Raw genomic sequence first — 24,004 nt, forward strand, 5'->3', positions numbered from 1 at the left:
CCTACTCCTTTAATACCGCATCAATGTAGATGGATGGATTCAGCAGCACTTCACCCGCTCCTGAAATAAGAGGCATGAAGAGTTCCGCGCCGACCCCGAATACCACTGTAATGGCAACAAGGATGACCGTTGGGATAAACATTTGATTATAAACAGATTTTTTTAATGGAATGGTTTTAACCGGTTCACCCCAAAAAGCATAAACGAAAATACGCACAACGCTAAGTAGCACGATCAAGCTAGTAGCCAAAACAACAATGCTGCCCCAAAATTGAGGACCTTCAAAGCCACCTTGAACAATTAGTAGTTTACCAGGGAATCCGCTAAGTGGTGGAATACCAGCTAAACCAAATGCTGTTATGAGATAAACCCAACCAAGTACCGGATAGGTTTGGATCAATCCTCCCATTTTTCGAAGGTCTGTCGTACCAAATAGCACTGCAACAATTCCAACTAAGAAAAACAAAGCGGCTTTAATTAACATATCATGGATCAAGTAAAAGATGGATCCATCAATACCCGGTTGATTAAGCTGAGCTACACCAAACAAAATAACCCCAACTGCAATAATAATGTTGTAAATAATAATTTTTTTAACATCAAAATAAGCGAGAGCGCCAATACAACCGGCAAGAATGGTTAGAATAGCAATAATTCCAAGCAATTCGTGAGTAAATCCAACATTCATCGTAAAGAACAATGTGTATGTACGCATAATTGCATAAACCCCAACTTTGGTTAGCAAAGCTCCGAATAGAGCAAGAATCGGAATCGGAGGTGCGTAATAAGATCCCGGCAACCAGAAATACAATGGAAATATAGCAGCTTTAAAGCCAAAGACCATTAAAAACAGGACCGCGATAACGGTTAGAATACCGGTTTCTTTGATTTGGGGAATCTTCACTGCCAAATCTGCCATGTTCAATGTGCCTGTAACTGAATAGAGAAAGGCAACGGCAGCTACGAACAAAGCCGATGAAATAATATTCACTAACAAGTACTTAATCGACTCGCGAAGCTGTGGCTTTTCGCCTCCATGGACAATTAACGCATATGAAGCCATAAGCAGCACTTCAACAAAAACGAATAAGTTAAAGATATCACCTGTCGTAAAGGCACCATTAACACCAACCATTAAAAACAGTACAGCAGGATAATAAAACGATTGTTCGCGTTTAATGCCAATCGTTGGAAAACTATAAAAAACAACAAGTAATACAAGCGTAGAAGATGTGACCACTAGCAAAGCAGACAAAGGATCAGACACCATCGAAATGCCAAATGGCGCAGGCCAACTTCCAAGCGTGACAGCTTGAATACCATCTGTATTAACTTTAGCGAGTAGTACCACTGCAGATATTAACGCAGTTCCCGCACCAATGGCTGCTAATATGCGTTGAAGCTTTATATTTTTTGGGAAAATCATCAGGAGAGCAGCAAAAAATAACGGAATGATAATTGGGAACAACAGTAAATTACTCATAGTCTTCAGTTCCTCTCAGCAAATCCATATTGTCGGTACCGAGCTCCTGATAAGAACGGTAAGCGAGCACTAGGAAAAAAGATGTGACAGCAAACGAAATGACAATAGCTGTCAATATTAACGCTTGTGGCAATGGATCAGCATAATCGCTAATTTTTACACCGTCAGCCACAACAGGGGGCGAGTTTCCGCCAAGTCCACCCATTGTCAATAACAAAAGGTGAGCACCGTGGCTTAACAAACCAGTACCAATAATAATACGAATCAAACTTTTCGAAAGCATTAAGTACACAGCTGCCATAAAGAGAAATCCAATGGCAACCGACATAATTATTTCCATTATTCATCCTCTCCAATCGTTTGAATAATGGTCATCGTTACACCGACAACAACCAAGTAAACTCCGGCATCAAACAACATCGCTGAATGCAGAGACGTTTTGCCGAAAAGCGGTAAATCAAAATAACCAAAAGCGTGGGTGAAAAATGGAACATCAAAGATGATCGCAGCAGAAGCTGTAGCTAGTGCCAGTAACAAACCCGTTGCCGTCATCGTAACGTAATTTATCGGCAATATTTTTTTTACGGTTTCAATATCGAACGCTAGCATTAATAAAACAATTGCACTAGTCGTCAATAAACCGCCTACAAATCCGCCACCAGGTGTGTAATGTCCTGCAAAGAAGATGTGGACAGCAAACATCAAAATGATGAAGGTCACAACTTTTGTGGCCGTTTGAAGCATAACATCATTTGTTCTCATGCCGCTCCTCCTTTTTCGTTAAGCGCAGTTTAATCATTGTGATAATCCCAATGCCAGCAATTCCGAGCACAGCAATTTCGAACAAAGTATCAAATCCACGGTAATCAACCAAAATCACGTTGACAATATTTCCACCGCCTGCTTCTGAGTAGACAGTTTCTTTATAAAATTCGGAAATAGAAGGCAACGCTTTTTGCGAGTGAGAAGCAAGCGCAACCAATGTCACCATAACACCGACACCTATTGCAACAAGTGCATTTCCAAGTTTGAAACGCATACGTTCTTCTTTTCGGCTGATCTGTGGTAAGTGGTAAAACGCTAACAAGAACAAAGCAACCGAAATGGTTTCGATCACGAGTTGTGTTAATGCTAAGTCAGGCGCACGGAAAATAACAAAAAACAAGGCGACTGAATAGCCAACTGCCCCTAGTGCAATAATACCTGTAAGTCTTGACTTTGAAAGAAGAATTGTTAATGTCGAGCCGACCAAAGCGATTAAAATAACTATTTCATAAAATCCAACAGGTGCTAAATTCGTTAAATCAATAGCGAATGCATCTGTTAAAAAAAGTGTCCCAATTACGATAAAAATAACGAAACTAAACATGTACACTAAATAAGACCGAATAAAGCCAGTCATGTATATTCCAGAAAACCGATTCGCGCCCGTATCACTTAAAAACACAATATTATTATAAAGTGCATTTAACGTATCCGGGAAGCGGTCGTAACTCTTTTGCCATTTACGGAGTGTCCAAAACAACAGAAAACCAATTCCGAAAATGCCGAGTGTCATAAAGAACTCGGGTTTAAACCCATGCCACGCTTCTACGTGAATTTTAATATCATCTGGTGAGTTATATAAGAAAGGCTGCATAGCTAAGACAGCCGGTTTCACGAGCCAGTCACCAACAAGATTTGGGATAAAGAAAATCACGATTACAAGAAGTGACATAAAAACCGGCGAAATCAACATGCCAAGAGGTGCTTCGTGAGCCGGTTTTGGCAATTCTTCTGGTTGGTGTTTTCCTGCAAATGTGTGAAACACAAAATAAAAACTATAGATAAACGTAAATACCGATCCAAGCCAGGCGACGATAGGAAACAGAATGCCCCAAACATCCATCGAGAACAAATCAAACTCCATTAACGACAGCATCGCGGTCAAAAACATTTCCTTACTTAGGAATCCACCAAACGGTGGCAAGCCGGCCATTGAAAAAGCCCCAATCATTGCGACGGTAAAACTAATAGGCATCAAGCTCATTAGACCACCCAATTTACGGATGTCTCGTGTACCGGTTTCGTGATCCACAATACCTGCGATCATGAACAAACTGCCTTTAAAAACAGCATGATTAATCAAATGAAAAATCGCAGCAAATCCAGCATACTTAAATGTAGTTTCTGCAATATTGTCGATGTGGTAGCCAGCAGCTGAAGCACCAAGCAAAGACATAATCAACCCAAGTTGTGAAACGGTTGAAAACGCTAAAATTCCTTTTAAATCCTTTTGCTTTAAAGCGAAAAACGAACCCCAAAACATCGTGAACAAACCGACACCTGCGACTAGCCACATCCACGTTCCTGAAATCGCGAAAATAGGTGTCAGTCGTGCAACCAAATACAGTCCGGCTTTGACCATTGTCGCCGAGTGCAAGTAGGCACTAACAGGAGTTGGTGCTTCCATTGCATCTGGCAGCCAGATGTAAAACGGAAACTGTGCGGACTTTGTGAACGCACCGAATAATACTAATACAAGCGCCCAAATAAAAAAGTCATGTGTTACAAGTTCAGTTGCTTGTGGGATTAACTCGCGTATGGAATATGTATCTCCCATAATACTTAGTAGGATAAATCCTCCAAGCATCATCAATCCGCCGAATACCGTAATCATCATTGATTTTAATGCACCAAAACGAGAACGGTCGCGTGTATACCAATAACCAATTAACAAAAACGATGAAATCGATGTCAATTCCCAGAAAAGGTAAAGGGTGATTAAATGGTCACTTTGAACAATACCGAGCATTGCTGTCATAAACATCAATAAATATACGTAAAAATTATGTAATTGTTCACGATGCTTATCTAAATAGAAAATAGAGTAGAGGACAACTAACGCCCCAATCCCTGTAATTAGCAAAGTGAACAAAAGACTCAATCCATCGATATAAGATACGAATGAGATATCGAGCGAAGGAATCCATTGGAATTCAGAAACTAAAGTGCCACCAGTGACTGTGGTTGGCAACAACGAAACGTAGTAAATGAATAAAATAACGGGAACCACTAAAACAAACCAGCCCGTATGGATTTTTCCGAACTTCTTAAATAACAACGGAACGAACAAGGCTGCAAGTAACGGTAAAAAAATTAAAAACACAAGTGACAAATGAATCCTCCTTCCAGCATAAACGTGATGAGTTTCTAATTAGAAATTATAACTCAAATCTGATGGATTTGCACCGTCAGCCCATCAACAGCATGCAGACTGTTCTGTTTTTTATGATCTTTACAAATAGGAAGAAACACGTTTAAAATTATTTTGTAATTTTGATAATAAATATAAAAAATAGGCTTCCTAGAAAGGAAACCTACTTTCTTACGTATTTTTCAGTTCCTGCTCAAGTAGTACATCTTCAAAATCTTGTTGCGGTTTGGCCAATGTGGACCGGAGAAAGACAAAGGCGAAAATAAATAACAAGCCAGTTACGATAAAGACAGAAGAGATGCCAATAACGCCACTAATAATACCACCAAACACAGGACCTATGATGTTTCCAAGAAAGCGGAAACTGGTGTTGTAACCCATAATTTCTCCTTGAATTTCGATTGGAGCTTCACGTCGCATTAAAGCAGTTGTCGTTGGGATCATTCCGCCGACTGCCATTCCAAAGAACAAACGCAAAATAATCAATTGCCAAAGTTCAGTGACAAAGGCTTGAGGAATGATAAAGACAAAAGACAGCAACAAAAGAAAGCCGAGCACTTTTTCGTAGCCAATCGAATCGCCCAAGCGCCCCCAACGCCGAGCAAACAAGATATTCCCTACTCCAGTAGCACTGAAAGTAATACCGGCAAGAAAGGCGACTTGCACGCTACCTTCAGTTAGTTCTGCCACATACAGTGACAGTAGAGGCTGAATGCTAAAGTTACCAATTTGAATCAATGCTGTAATGATCATCACATTGAGCATTAAACGATGATTTAAAATGCCATTAATAATTGTTTTGGGAGCATACACATGTCCATCTTTTGCTTTAACTCGTTTGATTTCATGCAAACCAAAAACAACAAACAATGCTGCAATTGTGATCACAATTGCAGTGATGAGAAAAGTGTATTTAAAACCAAACGCATCTGCCATCAAACCACCAAGAACCGGACCGAATAATGTACCTGAAACACTGCCCATTTGAAGCGTTCCGAGCGTTTTACCAGCTGATTCTTTAGAGGTTTGAGAACTAACAAAAGCTAAAGAAGTAGGGATAAAACCAGTTACCACACCCATAAACAAACGAATCATAAATAATTCCGATACAGAATCAGCAGTTCCCATAAGAAAAATGCTAATAGCAATACCGAAACCATTAATAATCAAAATGGGCTTAAACCCATATTTATCAGCAATACGTCCCCAGATAGGGGACATAATTAAAGCTGCAACAAAAGTGACACCAAAAACCAGTCCAGACCAGCGTTGGACATACTCATCCGAGAAGTTACCGAGCGATTCTATATAAAGTGATAAGAATGGCATAATCATGGTGGTGCTCCCGGCAACAAGGAAGTTGGTGAACATAATAATGAAGAAATTCTTTTTTTGAGTATCCATGTGGAACCCTTCTTTCTGAAAGGAGCATCTATTGATAGTATATAATATTTCGGTATGCGAAGAAAGCAATGAAACTTATTGATTTTTTCTGAAAAAGTAAGCACTAACGATTAAAAATAACTGGTACTAAGCAATAAATTTTACATGAAGATTTTTAGTTTAGATGATGTGTGCTAAAATAAAACGGGGTGAAAAAAGATGAAAAAAACAATGATAACGTCAATTTTAATGGCATTGCTACTGGGTGCGTGCTCAGAACAAACAGAGAGCAAAACTGAAACAGAAGTAATTACAACAACGGATAGCAACGCAGTCGCAGTAGACGGGTATCCGCAATTATCTACAAAAGTCGCGGACAACGAAGCGCTTGTGGAACTCACAACTTCTATGGGCGTTATGAAAATCAAGCTGTTTCCTGACATTGCACCTAAAGCAGTAGAAAACTTTATGACTCACGCAAAAGATGGTTATTATGATGGTTTAACGTTCCACCGAGTGATGAATGATTTCATGTTGCAAACAGGTGATCCAACAGGAACTGGCGGAGGGGGAGAAAGCATTTACGGCGCTCCATTTGAAGATGAATTTAATGATCATCTTGTGAATATTCGTGGCGCATTATCGATGGCAAATGCAGGTCCTGGAACTAACGGCAGCCAATTTTTCATCGTTCAAGCACCAGAAGCAACAGCGGATATGTTTGCAACAGAATATCCTCAAGAAGTTAAAGACGCATACTTAGAACAAGGAGGCACACCATGGCTTGATGGCAAACATACGGTGTTTGGTCAAGTCATCGAAGGATTAGACGTTGTAGATGCGATTGCGGCAGTTGAAACTGAAAACGATAAGCCAGTAGAAGACGTGACAATCGACGCCATTAAAATACTGGAAGAGTAACAAAATGCAGAAATAGTGGTCACTAGCTTTCATTTCTTTGTTTATGTGCTATTATATCCCTTAATGATAGAGAAATGTTAGGTGAAACTAGATGGATCTGAACAAGATGAATAAGAATGCGAGTGCCATTATGAGACATTGGGATCCTTTTTCCATTGGCTCAGAACTTTACGGTCGAGAAGTTCTTGAAGTTGTTGCGCAATTAGAGGTGTTAGATCATCCTTCTGAACTCGCAAAAGTAATTCAGACGAGTTATGAGTGTTCATTTGGAAAATGGATTCCGTTAGAACAATGTGTAGACATTTCGTATAAGTTACTAGCTCTCAAATTTGAAGCAAAGCACATTATCTGAAACGACAAAAAGAGCCTTCGGCATGGCGCCGAGGGCTCTTTTTGCATTGTGATGGCTTATTTAGATCCTAACCCATCTACTAAGTTAGAAGCAGGTACTTCTAGAGCATTAGAAAGAATCAAAATTGTTTGATTTGATGGAACTTCTTCGCCAGTTTCAAACGCTTGCAGTTTGCCAACACCAATTCGTGTTTTCAAAGCCAGTTCGTCTAATGAGAGATTGCGCTCTTCACGAAGTAACTTTAATTGAGCGTGTAGATTATTTTTCATATTCATGCACTCCTTCTTATATATGGAACATATTCCTATCTCTATGGTATCATGCACAGAAATATTTCGATAGGATTAAGTTGTGGCGTTTTGTGGACTAATCGGATTAAAAAATCGCAATGATCCCTTGAATAAAGACAACAATTATGGCAATCGGTGCCACAAAACGTACAATAAAGCGCCACACATCCACCCATATCGTTTGTTGAGACAATTCGTTATGTGCATCTTCTTTTGTTAAGACATAGCCTGCGAACAAGGCGGTAAACAATGCGCCAAGAGGCAATCCGATTCTACTCGTTAATGTATCAACAAAGTCAAAAAACGTAAATCCAAAGAAAATCTTTTCAGGCATAACACCGAAAGACAAGGCGCTTGGAATGCCGACAATGAAAATCATTAAGCCGAAAATCAATGCAACACGACGACGTCGATCGTATTTGTTTTTGACACCAATCGAAACGGTGATTTCCAACATGGAAATAGAAGAGGTCAACGTAGCAAACAATAATAAAATAAAGAAAATAATCATCAAAAATTGACCCATGAATAATTGATCAAAAATAGCAGGTAAAATAATAAATACTAAACCTGGACCTTGGTCAGGGGTATAGCCTAAAGCAAAGACAGCGGGGAAAATAATCAATCCGGCCATAATTGAAATCACAATGTTTAAAGACACAACGCTAACAGATGAACGCGTTAAGTTTTCTGATTTTGATAAATAAGATGCATACGTCATCATGCCGGCAACACCCACGCTTAATGAGAAGAAAGCTTGTCCCAGTGCAACTAGTGCAGTTTTAAAATTAAAGTAAGACCAGTCTGGAATAAACATAAAACGAACGCCTTCCATTGCGCCATCAAGTGTTAACGAACGAATCATTAACACAACAAAGAAGATCAATAAGGCGGGCATCATAATTTTGCTTGCACGTTCAATGCCACCTTTAATTCCTCCTGCTACAATCCACACCGTGAGGCCCATGAAAGCGGCTTGCGCAATTAAAACTTCCCAAGGATTTGTAATAATGTCAACGAACAAATCGGCAAACTCATTATCCGCTAGACCTGATAATTGAAACAAAATAGAGCGTCCCAAATAAGACAACACCCACCCGCCAACAACACTGTAAAAAGACAAAATTAGAAAAGAAAAGATAAATCCAGACCATCCAATCAAATACCATGGCTTCCCAGGCGCTTGTTTTTTTAATCCACTCACAGCATCAGCTTGACCGCGACGACCGATAACAAATTCCGCAAGTAAAACCGGTAACCCAATTAATACAGTGCTAATAATAAATAGTAAGATAAAAACACTGCCACCGTTTGCCCCAGTTTCGTATGGGAATTTCCAAATGGCGCCTAAACCGATAGCACTTCCGGCTGCTGCAAGAACGAAGCCTAATTTAGAGCTCCATTGATCACGTTTTTTCAAATTCATCACTCCTCTTCCCTATAGATTTCCTCATTTTACACGACAGACACGAAAAAAAATAGCTGTATTTGAAACCTTGTTTCGTTCTAATCGTATAATAAATGAATAAACAGAATAGAAAGAGTATTCAGGCTCGAAAAGGAGTGAAACAATGTCTTCCGGAAAGGATGATTCTAGTCGAGCATCAACAAGTGATAACCCTGCATTTAAATTGTGGGTGGAAGATAAAGTTCCTAATATAGGACGCTTTGCCTATCAATTAGGTATTTCTATAAAAAAGCTTCCAAGTTTTCAACGTGCTTGTTTAGTAAAGCTCGAACAGGAACTGCATCAATGGACAACAGATCAAGCTGAAGTTCGACTATATCAAGTCGTACTCGAACAATTAACAATTCAATCACTCGAAACCACAAACCTAGATGAGCAAAATTACCTTGGTTTTCACGAAGACCAAGAACTGCATCACGCACTACAAAAATTAGAACGAGATCAACGAATTGCTGTTGTGTTGCATTATTTTCATGAGCAGTTAACAACAAGCACTACGAATATTACAGGGAAAAGTGAGTCGGAATTTATTAATTCGATGGATAAGGGATTGCGTAAACTCGAACACGACTTGCAATTGAATGAACAGCAACTTACGCAACGTTTACAGCTGCTTCATAAATCGTATCAACGACTAGTGCCACCTTCACCCATTGAAGAATATCTCGAACAAAAGAATAAAATGATTAACGAGCGTTCGATAACCTTACTAGAAACTCAACAAAGCCATAAAAAAACAATAATTGTACTAGTCGCGACAAGTATTTTCTTAGCAACAGTCATCGGTGTTAGTTTTTTGTTTAATACACATTCGACAGAAACCGCAGAACAAACACAAAAACAGCAATCAGAACTAGGAACAACTGAACAAATAGAAGAATGGCGCAATCAATACAAAAAAATAAAAGAAACCTCACCAAAACGATTAGGAATGTCTAAGCAAGAATATGAAAAGCTTTCCTATGTCAAAGAAGCAGATGCAGAAATGGAGCAATGGATTAACGATAAATCGTTGCAGTCCACAGCGACTTCTGTTATCAGTTTACAAGACGCAATGAGCCGTATTTTACAAAAAATTGAAACACCACAAGGGATGGTGGATTCACTAAGTGGAGCCGCCCCTATGCTTAGCGAAGATGTAGAAGATTTTTTGTTAAATTATGCAGCAAAGACAGATGAGCTACGCGTATTTGCTGATCGCGTATTTCAGAAATACGCCGAAGAAGTAAAGTCAACGATTGTAATGGGACAATTGTCTCCAGAAAAATTACTAGCAGAAGCTAAAAACTATCCCCAAGAACTACGTTTAGTAATAGAGGCGTTACCAGAGTACAATTTATTCGCCGTTGCGCATCCACAAAAACAACATTTCCGAACAGTTCGAAATACTACCGAGCTGTCTCAACAAAGTATAATCAATGGAAGTTGGGAAGCATTTCAATACTTAGACTTTATAACGAAAGAACCTTTTTTTGACGAGTACGGATTTTTATTTCCTCTCGAAGAAGTTCCTGACCACTTAACCATGATTGAACAGTCCTTGTTAGAAGAACGTGAAGACACGGATTTACTAGATGAGGTAGAAGTCGCTTATCATCAATTCTTTTGGCAATTGCTAAAAGGCAATGAAATAAATCCCGTTTTTAATGAACAAGGTCAAGTCAAACTAGAATATCGTAGCGTTTGGAACAATATTGCTGTCTCTAATCCTTTGGCGTATATTATGTTGCCTATATTAAAGGAAATGGAGGCAAGTGATTGGACCGACTCAAAAGCTTATGATGATTTAGAATTTCATGATCTTCAAGAGGCTGTGGCGTTGGAAAAATCAGCAAAGCTAGCTGATAAACTCCCTAATGGAAATTTAATGTTTGAAGATGAAGTGGTGGATCTAACGGACTTTGATTATAGTCGTATTCAAGATTTGTACAAATCATTTTCAGTCCGTCACGATTTACAACTGTTAGCAGGTGTGTCGCCTTTAGATGTAATGTTTATGTATCATTATGCAAATAAACTGGAAGATCCTGAGACGCAATGGCATTTGCTAGCAGAAAGCTCCTTAAAACCAACTCTTTCAGTATATAAACAACAATGGCAAAAGATTCCCGAGTTAACGGAAAAAGCGAAATGGGTAGAGATTTTTAATCAAGCGAATAAACAACGCGTAAAAGAGAAAATTTACATCAACCCGCAACTTGAAATGAATAATGTAGAAGAATTAGACGGTCGTTACGACTTGTGGTTAGTTACAGAAAAAGACGCAATTTGGCAAATAGATTATCAACTTTATCAAACTCAAGATTTATCTTTAGACGGCCAACAGTTTATCAACGCAATAGAAATCTTGTATGCGAAATTTGCTAGCGATCATCAACCACAACAGTTGAAAAAAGCGAGTCCGATTGAAATAGTGGCCGTGTTTTTCAAAGCGGTAGAAGAAAAAGACACAGAAACGATGAAAAAGTTAATGGCCAATGAAAAAGATATCAATTACGAAGTATCTTTTGACATGTTTGAGTTCGGATCGTTTTCTGACATCACACAACTGACATTCAGAACGTATTTTTCCCCAGAAGAAAGAAATGAAAATGCAGGGTCTGTAGAAATTGTGTACGAAGGCAACTCAAATAAAGGCAGTGTGAATACTCATTTTTTCTTGGATAAAACTCCTCAGGGATGGCGCTTATCCGAACTATTTTACTAGTAATTTTACTCCAGCCCCATAGTTGTGCTATAATATACAGATGCCAATAGGTGTACAGGATAATTAGATATGACTAGGAGCGGGTAAACATGACAAAAACATACCAAACAGGTGATACGGTTTCGGGTAAAGTTACAGGAATCCAGCCGTACGGTGCATTCGTAGCGTTAGATGATCAAACACAAGGATTAGTTCACATCTCAGAAATCACTCACGGGTACGTAAAAGAAGTTAGTGAGTATTTGGCAGTAGGACAAGAAGTTGACGTAAAAGTATTGGAAGTTGATACAAAATCTAAAAAAATCAGCTTATCCATTCGCGCACTTCAAGAGCAACCAGTAGCAGCTCAGAAAACTGAAAAACCAAAACAATCTCTTCAGTCACATGTAAATGAAAATGATTCTGAAGGATTTAACTCATTGAAAGAAAAAATGGAAGAGTGGATCAAGCGCTCTGGCCAACAGTAAACATGCAAAAACGTAGCGTAGACATTATGTCTGCGCTACGTTTTTTTTGATTTTTCGTAAACGGTATTGAAGATTTTGGCGACTCATACCAAGAGCAGAAGCTGCTTTTGTAACATTGTTATTATGCAAATCCATTGCTTTTTGCAAATAATACATTTCAGCTTCAAACAAATAATCCTCCAGTGGCAAAAGTTCTGACGTAGATTGAACGATAAAATCTTCAGGCTGTTGCGTTCCTTTTATATTGCTTTTCAGCTTAAAGTGATTAGGTAACATACCAACCGTAATAATTTCTTGTGTCGTTAGCATCGACGTTACTTCATCAAGCAACAATTCAAGTTCCTTTAAATTTCCTGGCCAGTCGTAAGTGTGTAGCAACTCCCTTACTTCTTGGTCCATAGCGTGAACAACTGATCCCACCATCATTCGATGACGCGAAAAATAGTCATGTACAAACGGCAAGATGTCTTCTTTTCGTGAGCGAAGCGGCTCTACTTTAATGGTCATCGATGAAAAAAAATAAAAAAGATCTTTGAGTAATTTATGAGATGTGATTAATTCGACAGGATCATCTCCTACGCTGGCTATAAAATACGTATTCCCTCTTGAACGCTCCTCCACCATCTCAAGTAATTGTTGTTGCAGCGCCAAAGGCAATAAGTCAATTCGCTCACAATAAATCGTTCCTTCATCAATTTGTTGAATGACCTCACTTAGTTGGTCAATAATTGAGCCATCAGTGCCATGACAGTACAAGGTATGCATTGATCTATCAGAAGATTTTGCCCAGTGAATGGCTTCTGCAATCAATTCTTTGCCTGTCCCCGATTCTCCGACTAACAGCACAGGTAGTTTTGCCGTTGCTGCTTTTTCGGCTGTCTCAATAACTTTTTTCATACTTTTAGAAACAGCGGAAATTGCTGAGAATGTAATGGGTTCATCGTATTTTTTTAAAGGTTGATAAATCACTTTTTCAAGCGTCGTCACATCGCGCGACAGTTCGATTGCACCAATGAGTTTGTTTTCAGCAACCACCGGATAAGTATCGTTAATCGTTGTGATTTCTTGCCCTTTTCTGTTCCAATACGTTTGTTTAACATTGTAAACAGCTGTACCGCTTTGCAGTACTTGCAATAAAGTACTTTCGTGTTGATCGAAACGAAACATCTCAAGCAGCGAATGATCTGCAAGTTCTTCAAAATCAAAACCTTCAATTTCTCGCATTTTTTTATTGTATAAAACGGTTTTTCCTTTTATATCAATGGCATGAATCCCTATAGCCACGTGCTCTCCTGCGAATTTATAGAATGGGGATAAGTCGATAGTTGGCGATTTCAAAACACTCACTCCAAAATTATTTTGATTTTTTAAACGAAAACACTTGAATTATGCAACAATCTTTTGCATTATTATAAGTGGAAACAGTTTAAAAGTGCAAATTTTTTTTGCGCTTACTTAAAACTCGAGGAGGATTTACATGATTCCCTACAAACACGAACCATTCACAGATTTTTCGCTTGAGAAAAACCGCACAGACTATCTAGAAGGCTTGAAAACGGTTGAAGCTTACCTTGGACAAGACTATCCGCTAATTATTGGTGGAGAACGTATTACTACTGAAGAAAAAATTATTTCATTCAACCCTTCAAACAAAGAAGAGTTGATTGGTCGAGTATCTAAATCAAACAAAGACCTAGCCGAGAAAGCAATGCAAGCAGCTGACGAAGCTTTTAAAACATGGAAAAAAGTAAAACCAGAAATTCGCGCTGATGTTTTGATGAGAGCAGCTGCAATTGTGCGTCGTCGCAAACACGAATTCTCAGCACTTCTAACAAAAGAAGCCGGTAAGCCTTGGAACGAAGCAGATGCTGATACAGCTGAAGCAATTGATTTCATGGAATACTATGCGCGTCAAATGCTACGTCTGAAAGACGGTATGCATGTAGAAAGTCGTCCAGGTGAAGACAACCGTTATGATTACATTCCTTTAGGTGTAGGCGTTGTTATCTCTCCTTGGAACTTTGCTTTTGCAATTATGGCCGGAACAGCTGTTGCAGCGATGGTAGCAGGTAACACGGTACTATTGAAGCCAGCATCAACAACTCCAGTGGTTGCTTACAAATTCATTGAAGTTCTTGAAGAAGCAGGCATGCCAACTGGTGTTGTTAACTTTATTCCTGGACCGGGATCTGAAGTTGGCGATTATTTAGTTGATCATCCCAACACTCGTTTTATCTCATTCACAGGTTCAAAAGAAGTGGGCCTTCGCATCGCAGAACGTTCTGCTAAAGTGAACGAAGGACAAATTTGGATGAAACGTTTGATCGCTGAAATGGGCGGAAAAAACACAATGGTTGTAGACAAAGAAGCTGATCTTGAACTTGCTGCACAATCAATTGTGAAATCAGCATTCGGCTTTAGTGGACAGAAATGTTCAGCTGGATCACGTGCAGTTATCGTAGAAGACGTTTACGATACAGTACTTGAACGCGTTATTGAATTGACGAAAGAATTGACGATTGGTGACCCAACCGATCAAACAAACTACATGGGGCCAGTTATCGACGGCAATTCGTATGATAAAATCATGAGCTATATCGAAATTGGGAAAAAAGAAGGACGTCTTGTAGCTGGTGGAGATGGAGACAATTCTAAAGGTTTCTTCGTAAATCCAACTGTCTTTGCTGACCTTGATCCACAAGCACGTATCATGCAAGAAGAAATCTTTGGCCCAGTTGTGGGTCTAACAAAAGCAAAAGATTTTGATCATGCAATTGAAATTGCAAACAACACAGAATACGGCTTGACGGGCGCAGTAATTACAAACAACCGTGCTAACCTTGAAAAAGCGCGTGAAGATTTCCATGTGGGTAACTTATACTTTAACCGCGGCTGTACAGGTGCAATCGTTGGCTATCAGTCATTTGGAGGATTCAACATGTCTGGTACTGACTCAAAAGCAGGCGGACCCGATTATATCGGTCTTCACATGCAAGCTAAAACAACTTCTGAAATGTATTAAGCCATTTTTGAATGGTACGATAATTTATCAAAAAGGCAGACATAAGTCTGTCTTTTTTTAAAAAAAGGAGGAAAAAACATGACACAAACACAAACAATTATTGAACAAACTGAAAAATTCGGTGCCAATAACTACCATCCATTGCCAATCGTTATTACAGAAGCAGAAGGGGTATGGGTAAAAGATCCAGAAGGCAATAAGTTTATGGATATGCTGTCAGCGTATTCAGCGGTAAACCAAGGTCACCGTCATCCAAAAATTATTCAAGCGTTAAAAGATCAAGCAGACCGTGTAACATTAACTTCGCGTGCATTCCATAACGACAAATTAGCCCCTTGGTACGAAATGATTTGCGATATTTCTGGTAAAGAAATGGCCTTGCCAATGAACACTGGTGCTGAAGCAGTTGAAACCGCTTTCAAAGCTGCGCGTCGATGGGCGTATGATGTAAAAGGCGTTGCAGAAAATCAAGCAGAAGTTATTGCATGCGACGGAAACTTCCATGGCCGCACAATGACAGCTGTTTCATTATCTTCAGATCCTGAATACCGTAAAGGCTTTGGACCAATGCTTCCGGGTATCAACTTAATTCCTTTTGGTGATTTGGAAGCATTGAAAAATGCCATTACACCAAACACAGCGGCTTTCTTAATTGAACCCATTCAAGGTGAAGCAGGAATTATTATGCCACCAGAAGGCTTCTTAAAAGCTGCAAGAGAACTTTGCCGAGAAAACAATGTGCTGTTTATCGCTGACGAAATTCAGTGTGGACTTGCTCGTACAGGTAAAATGTTTGCTTGTGAATGGGAAGATGTAAACCCAGACATGTATATCTTAGGCAAAGCACTAGGCGGCGGAGTGTTCCCGATTTCTTGTGTGGTTGCTGACAAAGAGATTCTTGGTGTATTCAATCCAGGATCACACGGCTCTACTTTTGGTGGGAATCCGCTTGCGTGTGCAGTTTCAGTAGCTTCTTTAGAAGTATTGCTGGATGAAAAACTTTCTGAACGTTCTCAAGAATTAGGTGAATATTTCATGGGCAAATTACGTGAAATTAAACACCCTTCTGTGAAAGAAGTTAGAGGTCGCGGATTGTTTATCGGTATGGAATTAACAGAGGCAGCAAGACCATATTGCGAACAATTAAAAGAATTAGGTCTTTTATGTAAAGAAACGCATGATACGGTTATTCGTTTTGCACCACCATTAATTATTTCAAAAGAAGAATTGGATTGGGCAATTGAACGCATCCAAAAAGTATTCGCAAATTAACTTCCGCATGCCAAAAGAATCTTGACATGTGTTACACTAGGTGCAGAGTAAATATTAAATATAAAGAGGCGAACTAATACAATGGCTGAAAATTTGAACTTGTTGACGTCTACACAAAGCGTTATTAAAACTGCATTAGATAAACTTGGATACGAGGATGCGATGTACGAGCTTCTAAAAGAACCAATGAGAATGTTAGAAGTACGCATTCCTGTACGTATGGATGATGGTAAAACGAAAGTTTTTACAGGTTTCCGTGCACAGCATAGTGATGCTGTCGGACCAACAAAAGGTGGAGTACGTTTTCACCCAGATGTAAATCGTGAAGAAGTAGTCGCTTTATCTATGTGGATGACATTAAAATGTGGGATTGTAGAACTACCTTATGGCGGAGCTAAGGGTGGCATTATTTGCGACCCACGTGAAATGTCTATGCATGAGATTGAGAAATTGAGTCGTGGCTATGTGCGCGCTATCAGTCAAATTGTTGGACCAAACAAAGACATTCCGGCACCAGACGTATTCACGAACTCACAAATTATGGCTTGGATGTACGATGAATACAGTAAAATTGATGAATACAACTCTCCTGGTTTTATTACTGGAAAGCCTATTGTTCTTGGTGGATCTCAAGGTCGCGATAAAGCAACTGCACAAGGTGTCACTATCTGCATTAATGAAGCTGCAAAAAAACGTGGAATGGATATGCAAGGAGCGCGCGTTGTCATACAAGGTTTCGGTAACGCAGGAAGCTTCCTAGCGAAATTCCTTCATGATGCTGGTGCTAAAGTAATTGGAATTTCTGATGCTTATGGTGCTCTTCACGATCCAGACGGCTTAGATATCGATTATTTATTAGACCGTCGCGATAGTTTTGGAACAGTTACTACCTTGTTCGATAACACGATTACAAACAAAGAATTATTTGAACTGGATTGTGATATTTTAGTACCTGCAGCTATCGCCAATCAAATCACAGCTGAAAACGCTAACGACATCAAAGCTTCAATCGTTGTCGAAGCAGCAAATGGTCCGACAACTGCCGAAGCTACTAAGATACTCACTGAACGTGGCATCCTTTTGGTACCTGATGTTCTAGCAAGTTCCGGTGGGGTGACGGTTTCTTACTTTGAATGGGTTCAGAATAATCAAGGTTATTATTGGACACAAGAAGAAGTGGACGAAAAACTTAACAAGAAATTAATTGATGCATTTGAAAATGTTTATAACGTTGCTACTACTCGCAATATCGACATGCGTTTGGCAGCATACATGGTCGGCGCTCGCAGAACGGCAGAAGCTTCACGCTTCCGTGGCTGGGTTTAAGACAAATGAACCGCCTGGAGAATTCCAGGCGGTTTTTCTGTCTCAATCTTTTGCTTTTTAATGTAAAAAACGACATACTATGAGTTGACTAGAGGAGGATGATTGGATGAACGCATTTTCATTTTACAACCCAGTAAAACTTATTTTTGGTAAAGAACAGCTACAAGCTGTTAAAGAAGAATTGCCGAAATTCGGTAAAAAAGTTTTACTTGTATACGGTGGAGGAAGCATTAAAAAGAATGGCCTTTATGACGAAGTCACTCAAGTGTTATCAGAAGCAGGACTTGAAGTTTTTGAATTAGCTGGAGTAGAACCAAATCCGCGAATTTCAACTGCTAGAAAAGGGATTGAAATTTGTAAAAAAGAAGGCATTGATATGCTTTTAGCAGTAGGTGGAGGTTCGGTCATTGACTGTACAAAACTGATTGCGTGTGGCGCGAAATACGATGGAGACGCATGGGACCTTGTTTCTCGTAAAGCACAGCCACAAGAAGCTCTACCATTCGGGACCGTTTTGACAATTGCAGCGACTGGATCAGAAATGAATGCAGGATCTGTTATTACAAATGAAGAAACACAAGAAAAATACGGTTGGGGAAGTCCCTTATCGTTTCCTCAATTCTCTATTTTAGATCCAACTTATACATTATCGGTTCCAGAAAATCACACGGTTTATGGAATTGTGGATATGATGTCCCACATTTTTGAACAATACTTTAACGATGCAACGAGCACACCGGTCCAAGATCGCATGTGCGAAGGCGTTTTAAAAGCTGTAATTGAAACAGCTCCAAAATTAATGGGAGATCTTGGAAGCTACGAGCACCGAGAAACCATCATGTTCGCAGGGACAATGGCGCTTAACAAATTCTTAGAGATGGGTTATAGAGGAGACTGGGGTTCACATAATATCGAACATGCAGTATCTGCAGTCTACGACATTCCTCATGCTGGAGGATTAGCCATTCTTTTCCCGCAATGGATGCGTCATAACGTAAAAGTAAATCCAACTCGTTTTGCTCAAATGGCCGTTCGTGTCTTTGATGTGAATCCAGAAGGAAAATCAGAAAACGATGTTGCTAACGAAGGTATCGATCGTTTAGTTGCTTTCTGGACTTCGTTAGGAGCGCCAACTCAATTAGCGTATTACGACATCGATAATTCAAAAATCGATGCTATGGTTGAAAAAGCAATGGTCTATGGTGAGTTTGGTAACTTTGCCAAACTAAAAAGCGAAGACGTAAAAGAAATTCTTCAAGCTTCATTATAAGAAAAAAAGGCTCAGCGCTATGCGCTGAGCCTTTTTTATGTTGCATCAGGTTGTTCTGGGCGTTTACTTAAATGCTTCCAATGTGTTTCGCCGTCGTCTGCATCGAGAGAAATAATAACATCATCAACGCTTGGTTGACTGAGGATGATTTCTGCTAAACGGTCTTGTAAGTGATCAGCTTGTGTTACGTTCAGTTGAGGATCCACTTCAATCTTCGCTTCGACATGAAGAAACTCGCCTTCTTTAACAACTTCTAATTCTCGGATGTCTCGAACATCTGGATGATCACTTAAAATATGAGCGATGTGATTAACCATTTGCTCATCGGTTTCGCCAATCGCGCCTCGTGCATTGTCTAGGAAAACCTTTCCGACTACGTACAACATCATAAAGCCAATTGCGATAGATGCAGCACCTTCAACTTGTAGAAATCCTGTGTAATGTGCGATTAAGACAGCGGCTAAAGCTAATACACCACCTGCTGTTGCGACTAAATCTTCTAAGAATACTAATTTTGTTGCAGGCTTAGCTCGATTTAGGTGAGCAAAACTAGTTGTTAAAGGTGCAAAAGCATTGCCAGTAACTCCTGCTTCATGAAGAATTTCTTTCCCTGCTTTATAGAGAACAAAAAACTCAAGAAGAATTGCAATAGCTAACACAGCAACACTAATGACGAATCCTTCTGCTTTTACTGGAGAAGCTAATTGATGCCAGCCTTCGACAATCGTTTCATAAGCCATAACTCCAACGATTAAGACTGCGCCTAGGAGGACAATATTTAGTAAGCGACCAAAACCATTTGGGAATCGCTTTGTTGGTGCTTTTTTAGAAAGTGCAGAACCGATAAAAACAAAATATTGATTTGCTGCATCTCCAATAGAGTGCATCGTTTCAGCGAACATCGCTACATTTCCTGTAAAAAAGAACGCTACGCCTTTCATTATTGCGATAAATGTATTAATGATTGCAGCCGTCAGCGACGGTTTGTTTCCTTTCTTCAATAAGGTAAAAAATTCTTTCACCTTAACTCCTCCTTCGTTAAATCATGTCGAGTTCAACTTGAGTTACATTTTCAATGCTTGAAATTTCTTGATACAAATCAAGTGTATCCGTTTCATAGGAAAAAGATACACGAATTGTTAGCTGGTGAAAAGCAGAAGTTTCATCTGTATCTGAATGAGTGACAGAAATACTCTCAACAATCGGACCTCGAGCCTTTAGCTTATTCAACACATCGCGGATCGAAGCTTGTTCAGTAACAACCACTTTCAAATTTGCTTCGACCATCTTTAATCGTTTGGGTCCAATTTTGAAAAGAAGAGGAGGGAGCAATTCAATCCCAATCAAGACAATCAAGACAGCAGTAATTGCTTCTATATAAAAACCGGCGGCTACTGCAATGCCAATTCCACCAGCTCCCCATATCATAGCTGCAGTCGTTAAGCCCGAAATAGAATCGTTGCCACGTTTTAAAATTACGCCAGCCCCTAAAAATCCAATGCCTGAAACAATTTGTGCTGCTAGACGAAGTGGATCCATCGTAATATTAACATTATCATATTCACTACCTTGAGCGATATAGGCAGATTCAATTGAAATGATGGTCAACAAACAACTAAATGTAGAAATCACAATACTAGTTTTAAACCCGACAGGCTTTCTTTTTAATTCTCGTTCAAGTCCGATTACCATACTTAAAGTAGCTGCAATTAAAAGTTTTAAAAAAGTTTCAAGTGAAGAGATTTGTAAGGCGCTGAAAAACTCCATAAAGAAAACCTCCTTTTTTTATCTTACATTGCTTCTGTATGTGGAAAGTGAGAAACTTATGAGTATGTTATTGAACAAAATTACTTAGAAGAGGAGGTGTAGGAATGGAAAAACCATCTATTCATCCGTACATCCCTATCATTATAGGAGTTTTCTCCGTAGCGTTGTCAGCTATTTTTGTGAAAATGACATCTGCAGATTCTGGGGTAACTGCTTTTTATCGTATGTTGTTTTCAGTTGTCATAATGAGTCCGATCTTCTTCTTAAAATATACCCACGAAATCAAGAAACTAAGCAAAAGAGATTGGCTCTTCGCGTCGATAGCTGGTATATTTTTAGCATTTCATTTTATATTATGGTTTGAGTCGCTCAATTATACTTCCGTAGCTAGTTCGACAGTGCTTGTAACACTCCAACCTTTGTTTGCTTTTGCGGGTACATACTTTTTCTTTAAAGAGAAACTTTCTATTAAGACGTTACTTTCCGGAGCTATTGCAATTTTAGGAAGTGTATTAATCGGGTATGGTGATTTTAAAGTAAGTGGAAATGCATTGTATGGAGATTTGCTAGCTTTAATTGCTTGTGCATTGATTACGACATATTTATTATTCGGCCAAGATGTAAGAAAGCGATTATCGTTAGTTACTTATACTTTTGTGGTATACGGTGTTAGCACAATAACATTATTCTTCTATATTTTAGTTAAAGGAGAGTCTTTTGGACCTTATCCAGCGTCCGAGTGGATGTGGTTTTTGTTATTGGCCATCATTCCAAACTTGCTTGGTCACACTTTATTTAACTGGGCTCTAAAGTGGGTAAGCACCAATGTCATATCAATTGCAATTCTTTTTGAGCCTATCGGAGCTGCTGTACTGGCGTATTTCATACTAGGTGAATATTTAAGTGCATCTCAAATTATAGGCGGAAGTGTAGTGTTGGCGGGGATTACCTTGTTTGTTGTAGACTATCAAAAAATAAAAAAATACTTTTTAAGAATAAAGGCTTGATTTTTCGCGCGTGGCGGTTTATATTTATATATGTCCTTAAGACAACTCGGAAAAATATTTTGAAATAGTATTGACATCGAGATTGAAACAAGGTATATTGATTGAGTCGCCAATGAGCGTGGCAAACAAATGAAAACAACTTGAACCTTGAAAACTGAACAGCAAAACGTCAACGAAAGACGTCACGAGCACCTCGGTGCGAGCACGGCTTTTGCGCAGGTTGCCTTTGGCAATCAGAGCAAAGTTGTTTTTCATCTCGGTGTGCGTGACGAAAATTTACTGATCAGCATTTTGTAGATCAAGCCATCTTCGGATGGTGCCAGCAACAACTAGAGCAGTCAAATGTTCTCTATAATGGAGAGTTTGATCCTGGCTCAGGACGAACGCTGGCGGCGTGCCTAATACATGCAAGTCGAGCGGAACCATTGGAGCTTGCTCCTTTGGTTTAGCGGCGGACGGGTGAGTAACACGTGGGCAACCTGCCCTGCAGATCGGGATAACTCCGGGAAACCGGTGCTAATACCGAATAGTTTGCGGCCTCTCCTGAGGCTGCACGGAAAGACGGTCTCGGCTGTCACTGCAGGATGGGCCCGCGGCGCATTAGCTAGTTGGTGGGGTAATGGCCTACCAAGGCAACGATGCGTAGCCGACCTGAGAGGGTGATCGGCCACACTGGGACTGAGACACGGCCCAGACTCCTACGGGAGGCAGCAGTAGGGAATCTTCCGCAATGGACGAAAGTCTGACGGAGCAACGCCGCGTGAGTGACGAAGGTTTTCGGATCGTAAAACTCTGTTGTGAGGGAAGAACAAGTGCCAAGTAACTACTGGCACCTTGACGGTACCTCACCAGAAAGCCACGGCTAACTACGTGCCAGCAGCCGCGGTAATACGTAGGTGGCAAGCGTTGTCCGGAATTATTGGGCGTAAAGCGCGCGCAGGCGGTTCTTTAAGTCTGATGTGAAAGCCCACGGCTCAACCGTGGAGGGTCATTGGAAACTGGAGAACTTGAGTACAGAAGAGGAAAGTGGAATTCCATGTGTAGCGGTGAAATGCGTAGAGATGTGGAGGAACACCAGTGGCGAAGGCGACTTTCTGGTCTGTAACTGACGCTGAGGCGCGAAAGCGTGGGGAGCAAACAGGATTAGATACCCTGGTAGTCCACGCCGTAAACGATGAGTGCTAAGTGTTAGGGGTTTCCGCCCCTTAGTGCTGCAGCTAACGCATTAAGCACTCCGCCTGGGGAGTACGGCCGCAAGGCTGAAACTCAAAGGAATTGACGGGGGCCCGCACAAGCGGTGGAGCATGTGGTTTAATTCGAAGCAACGCGAAGAACCTTACCAGGTCTTGACATCCCACTGCCCGGTGTAGAGATACACTTTTCCCTTCGGGGACAGTGGTGACAGGTGGTGCATGGTTGTCGTCAGCTCGTGTCGTGAGATGTTGGGTTAAGTCCCGCAACGAGCGCAACCCTTGATCTTAGTTGCCAGCATTTAGTTGGGCACTCTAAGGTGACTGCCGGTGACAAACCGGAGGAAGGTGGGGATGACGTCAAATCATCATGCCCCTTATGACCTGGGCTACACACGTGCTACAATGGACGGTACAAAGGGTTGCCAACCCGCGAGGGGGAGCTAATCCCAGAAAACCGTTCTCAGTTCGGATTGTAGGCTGCAACTCGCCTGCATGAAGCCGGAATCGCTAGTAATCGTGGATCAGCATGCCACGGTGAATACGTTCCCGGGCCTTGTACACACCGCCCGTCACACCACGAGAGTTTGTAACACCCGAAGTCGGTGAGGTAACCCTTGTGGAGCCAGCCGCCGAAGGTGGGACGGATGATTGGGGTGAAGTCGTAACAAGGTAGCCGTATCGGAAGGTGCGGCTGGATCACCTCCTTTCTAAGGATAAATTCGGAACCGGGCGCCTTAGGCGCTCCGGGGTTGACGTTTTGCGTTCAGTTTTGAAGGTTCATCTTCAGGCGGCAACGCCTTTTTTTGTGACTTTCAGACTTGTTCTTTGAAAACTGGATAAAACGACATTGAAACAAATGAAACATGGATTCAAAGTACGC

20 protein-coding genes and 1 rRNA gene are annotated in these 24,004 nt (G+C 40.4%); 10 read left to right on the forward strand and 11 right to left on the reverse strand.

Features of this window, described 5'->3' with window-relative positions; genetic code table 11:
• Position 1: 1 nt before the first annotated feature.
• From I858_RS05685 to I858_RS05705, 5 genes are all read right to left on the reverse strand, one after another.
• A complete protein-coding gene (locus I858_RS05685; protein WP_049694371.1) occupies positions 2 to 1,483 on the reverse strand; it encodes a Na+/H+ antiporter subunit D in 1,482 nt (493 codons plus the stop codon).
• Positions 1,476 to 1,823, reverse strand: a complete 348-nt coding sequence (locus tag I858_RS05690) for a Na(+)/H(+) antiporter subunit C (RefSeq protein ID WP_049694372.1) — start codon at positions 1,821 to 1,823, stop codon at positions 1,476 to 1,478. Before I858_RS05690 ends, I858_RS05685 begins: the two co-directional genes overlap by 8 nt.
• The gene (locus I858_RS05695) at positions 1,823 to 2,245 is read right to left on the reverse strand and encodes a Na(+)/H(+) antiporter subunit B (protein WP_049694373.1); all 423 of its coding nucleotides are present in this window, start codon (positions 2,243 to 2,245) and stop codon (positions 1,823 to 1,825) included. The genes I858_RS05690 and I858_RS05695 overlap by 1 nt, the downstream gene beginning before the upstream one ends.
• Entirely contained in the window at positions 2,232 to 4,640 is a 2,409-nt protein-coding gene (locus tag I858_RS05700; RefSeq protein ID WP_049694374.1) for a Na+/H+ antiporter subunit A, read from the reverse strand. The genes I858_RS05695 and I858_RS05700 overlap by 14 nt, the downstream gene beginning before the upstream one ends.
• 210 nt (positions 4,641 to 4,850) lie before the next feature.
• Entirely contained in the window at positions 4,851 to 6,083 is a 1,233-nt protein-coding gene (locus tag I858_RS05705; protein ID WP_049694375.1) for an MFS transporter, read from the reverse strand.
• A gap of 198 nt (positions 6,084 to 6,281) precedes the next feature.
• Here I858_RS05705 and I858_RS05710 point away from each other — a divergent pair, with 198 nt between their 5' ends.
• Positions 6,282 to 6,983, forward strand: a complete 702-nt coding sequence (locus I858_RS05710; RefSeq protein ID WP_049694376.1) for a peptidylprolyl isomerase — start codon at positions 6,282 to 6,284, stop codon at positions 6,981 to 6,983.
• 91 nt (positions 6,984 to 7,074) lie between these two features.
• The gene (locus I858_RS05715; protein ID WP_049694377.1) at positions 7,075 to 7,335 is read left to right on the forward strand and encodes a DUF1871 family protein; all 261 of its coding nucleotides are present in this window, start codon (positions 7,075 to 7,077) and stop codon (positions 7,333 to 7,335) included.
• 56 nt (positions 7,336 to 7,391) lie between these two features.
• On the opposite strand, the gene I858_RS05720 is transcribed toward I858_RS05715, so the two are convergent.
• Together I858_RS05720 and I858_RS05725 are read right to left on the reverse strand one after the other, a co-directional pair.
• On the reverse strand, positions 7,392 to 7,604 hold the full coding sequence (locus tag I858_RS05720) for a helix-turn-helix domain-containing protein (protein ID WP_049694378.1): 213 nt from the start codon (positions 7,602 to 7,604) through the stop codon (positions 7,392 to 7,394).
• Positions 7,605 to 7,710: 106 nt separating this feature from the next.
• Positions 7,711 to 9,045, reverse strand: a complete 1,335-nt coding sequence (locus tag I858_RS05725; RefSeq protein WP_157886483.1) for a sodium-dependent transporter — start codon at positions 9,043 to 9,045, stop codon at positions 7,711 to 7,713.
• Positions 9,046 to 9,196: 151 nt separating this feature from the next.
• Here I858_RS05725 and I858_RS05730 point away from each other — a divergent pair, with 151 nt between their 5' ends.
• Both I858_RS05730 and yugI read left to right on the forward strand, forming a co-directional pair.
• Positions 9,197 to 11,800, forward strand: a complete 2,604-nt coding sequence (locus I858_RS05730) for an RNA polymerase sigma factor (protein WP_049694380.1) — start codon at positions 9,197 to 9,199, stop codon at positions 11,798 to 11,800.
• Between the two features lie 89 nt (positions 11,801 to 11,889).
• Positions 11,890 to 12,267 carry a S1 domain-containing post-transcriptional regulator GSP13 gene (yugI, locus tag I858_RS05735; protein WP_049694381.1) on the forward strand — a complete coding sequence of 126 codons (378 nt, stop codon included), beginning with the start codon at positions 11,890 to 11,892 and terminating at the stop codon, positions 12,265 to 12,267.
• 24 nt (positions 12,268 to 12,291) lie between these two features.
• Here yugI and I858_RS05740 read toward each other — a convergent pair whose 3' ends face one another.
• Positions 12,292 to 13,605, reverse strand: a complete 1,314-nt coding sequence (locus I858_RS05740) for a sigma-54-dependent Fis family transcriptional regulator (RefSeq protein ID WP_049694382.1) — start codon at positions 13,603 to 13,605, stop codon at positions 12,292 to 12,294.
• A gap of 139 nt (positions 13,606 to 13,744) precedes the next feature.
• Between I858_RS05740 and pruA the strand changes: the two genes are divergently transcribed.
• The 4 genes from pruA to I858_RS05760 all read left to right on the forward strand — a co-directional run bounded on the left by pruA (position 13,745) and on the right by I858_RS05760 (position 19,157).
• Positions 13,745 to 15,289 (forward strand): L-glutamate gamma-semialdehyde dehydrogenase, encoded by a 1,545-nt coding sequence (gene pruA / locus I858_RS05745; RefSeq protein ID WP_049694383.1) that lies wholly within the window; start codon positions 13,745 to 13,747, stop codon positions 15,287 to 15,289.
• Positions 15,290 to 15,367: 78 nt separating this feature from the next.
• A complete protein-coding gene (locus I858_RS05750; RefSeq protein WP_049694384.1) occupies positions 15,368 to 16,561 on the forward strand; it encodes an ornithine--oxo-acid transaminase in 1,194 nt (397 codons plus the stop codon).
• Positions 16,562 to 16,642: 81 nt separating this feature from the next.
• Complete coding sequence (locus I858_RS05755) at positions 16,643 to 17,887, forward strand: Glu/Leu/Phe/Val family dehydrogenase (protein WP_049694385.1); 1,245 nt, start codon at positions 16,643 to 16,645, stop codon at positions 17,885 to 17,887.
• Positions 17,888 to 17,993: 106 nt separating this feature from the next.
• Positions 17,994 to 19,157: an iron-containing alcohol dehydrogenase gene (locus I858_RS05760; protein WP_049694386.1), complete on the forward strand. Its 1,164-nt coding sequence runs from the start codon at positions 17,994 to 17,996 to the stop codon at positions 19,155 to 19,157.
• A gap of 35 nt (positions 19,158 to 19,192) precedes the next feature.
• Here I858_RS05760 and I858_RS05765 read toward each other — a convergent pair whose 3' ends face one another.
• Both I858_RS05765 and I858_RS05770 read right to left on the reverse strand, forming a co-directional pair.
• The gene (locus tag I858_RS05765; RefSeq protein ID WP_049694387.1) at positions 19,193 to 20,179 is read right to left on the reverse strand and encodes a cation diffusion facilitator family transporter; all 987 of its coding nucleotides are present in this window, start codon (positions 20,177 to 20,179) and stop codon (positions 19,193 to 19,195) included.
• 16 nt (positions 20,180 to 20,195) lie between these two features.
• A complete protein-coding gene (locus I858_RS05770; protein WP_049694388.1) occupies positions 20,196 to 20,924 on the reverse strand; it encodes an MgtC/SapB family protein in 729 nt (242 codons plus the stop codon).
• 104 nt (positions 20,925 to 21,028) lie between these two features.
• On the opposite strand from I858_RS05770, the gene I858_RS05775 reads away from it, so the two are divergent.
• Positions 21,029 to 21,931 (forward strand): DMT family transporter, encoded by a 903-nt coding sequence (locus I858_RS05775; protein ID WP_049694389.1) that lies wholly within the window; start codon positions 21,029 to 21,031, stop codon positions 21,929 to 21,931.
• A gap of 36 nt (positions 21,932 to 21,967) precedes the next feature.
• On the opposite strand, the gene I858_RS17210 is transcribed toward I858_RS05775, so the two are convergent.
• Positions 21,968 to 22,186: a hypothetical protein gene (locus I858_RS17210; RefSeq protein WP_204249448.1), complete on the reverse strand. Its 219-nt coding sequence runs from the start codon at positions 22,184 to 22,186 to the stop codon at positions 21,968 to 21,970.
• Between the two features lie 96 nt (positions 22,187 to 22,282).
• Here I858_RS17210 and I858_RS05780 point away from each other — a divergent pair.
• Positions 22,283 to 23,831 (forward strand): 16S ribosomal RNA (locus I858_RS05780).
• The last annotated feature ends 173 nt before the right edge of the window (positions 23,832 to 24,004 follow it).

It is taken from the genome of Planococcus versutus (assembly GCF_001186155.3).
Taxonomy (GTDB): domain Bacteria; phylum Bacillota; class Bacilli; order Bacillales_A; family Planococcaceae; genus Planococcus; species Planococcus versutus.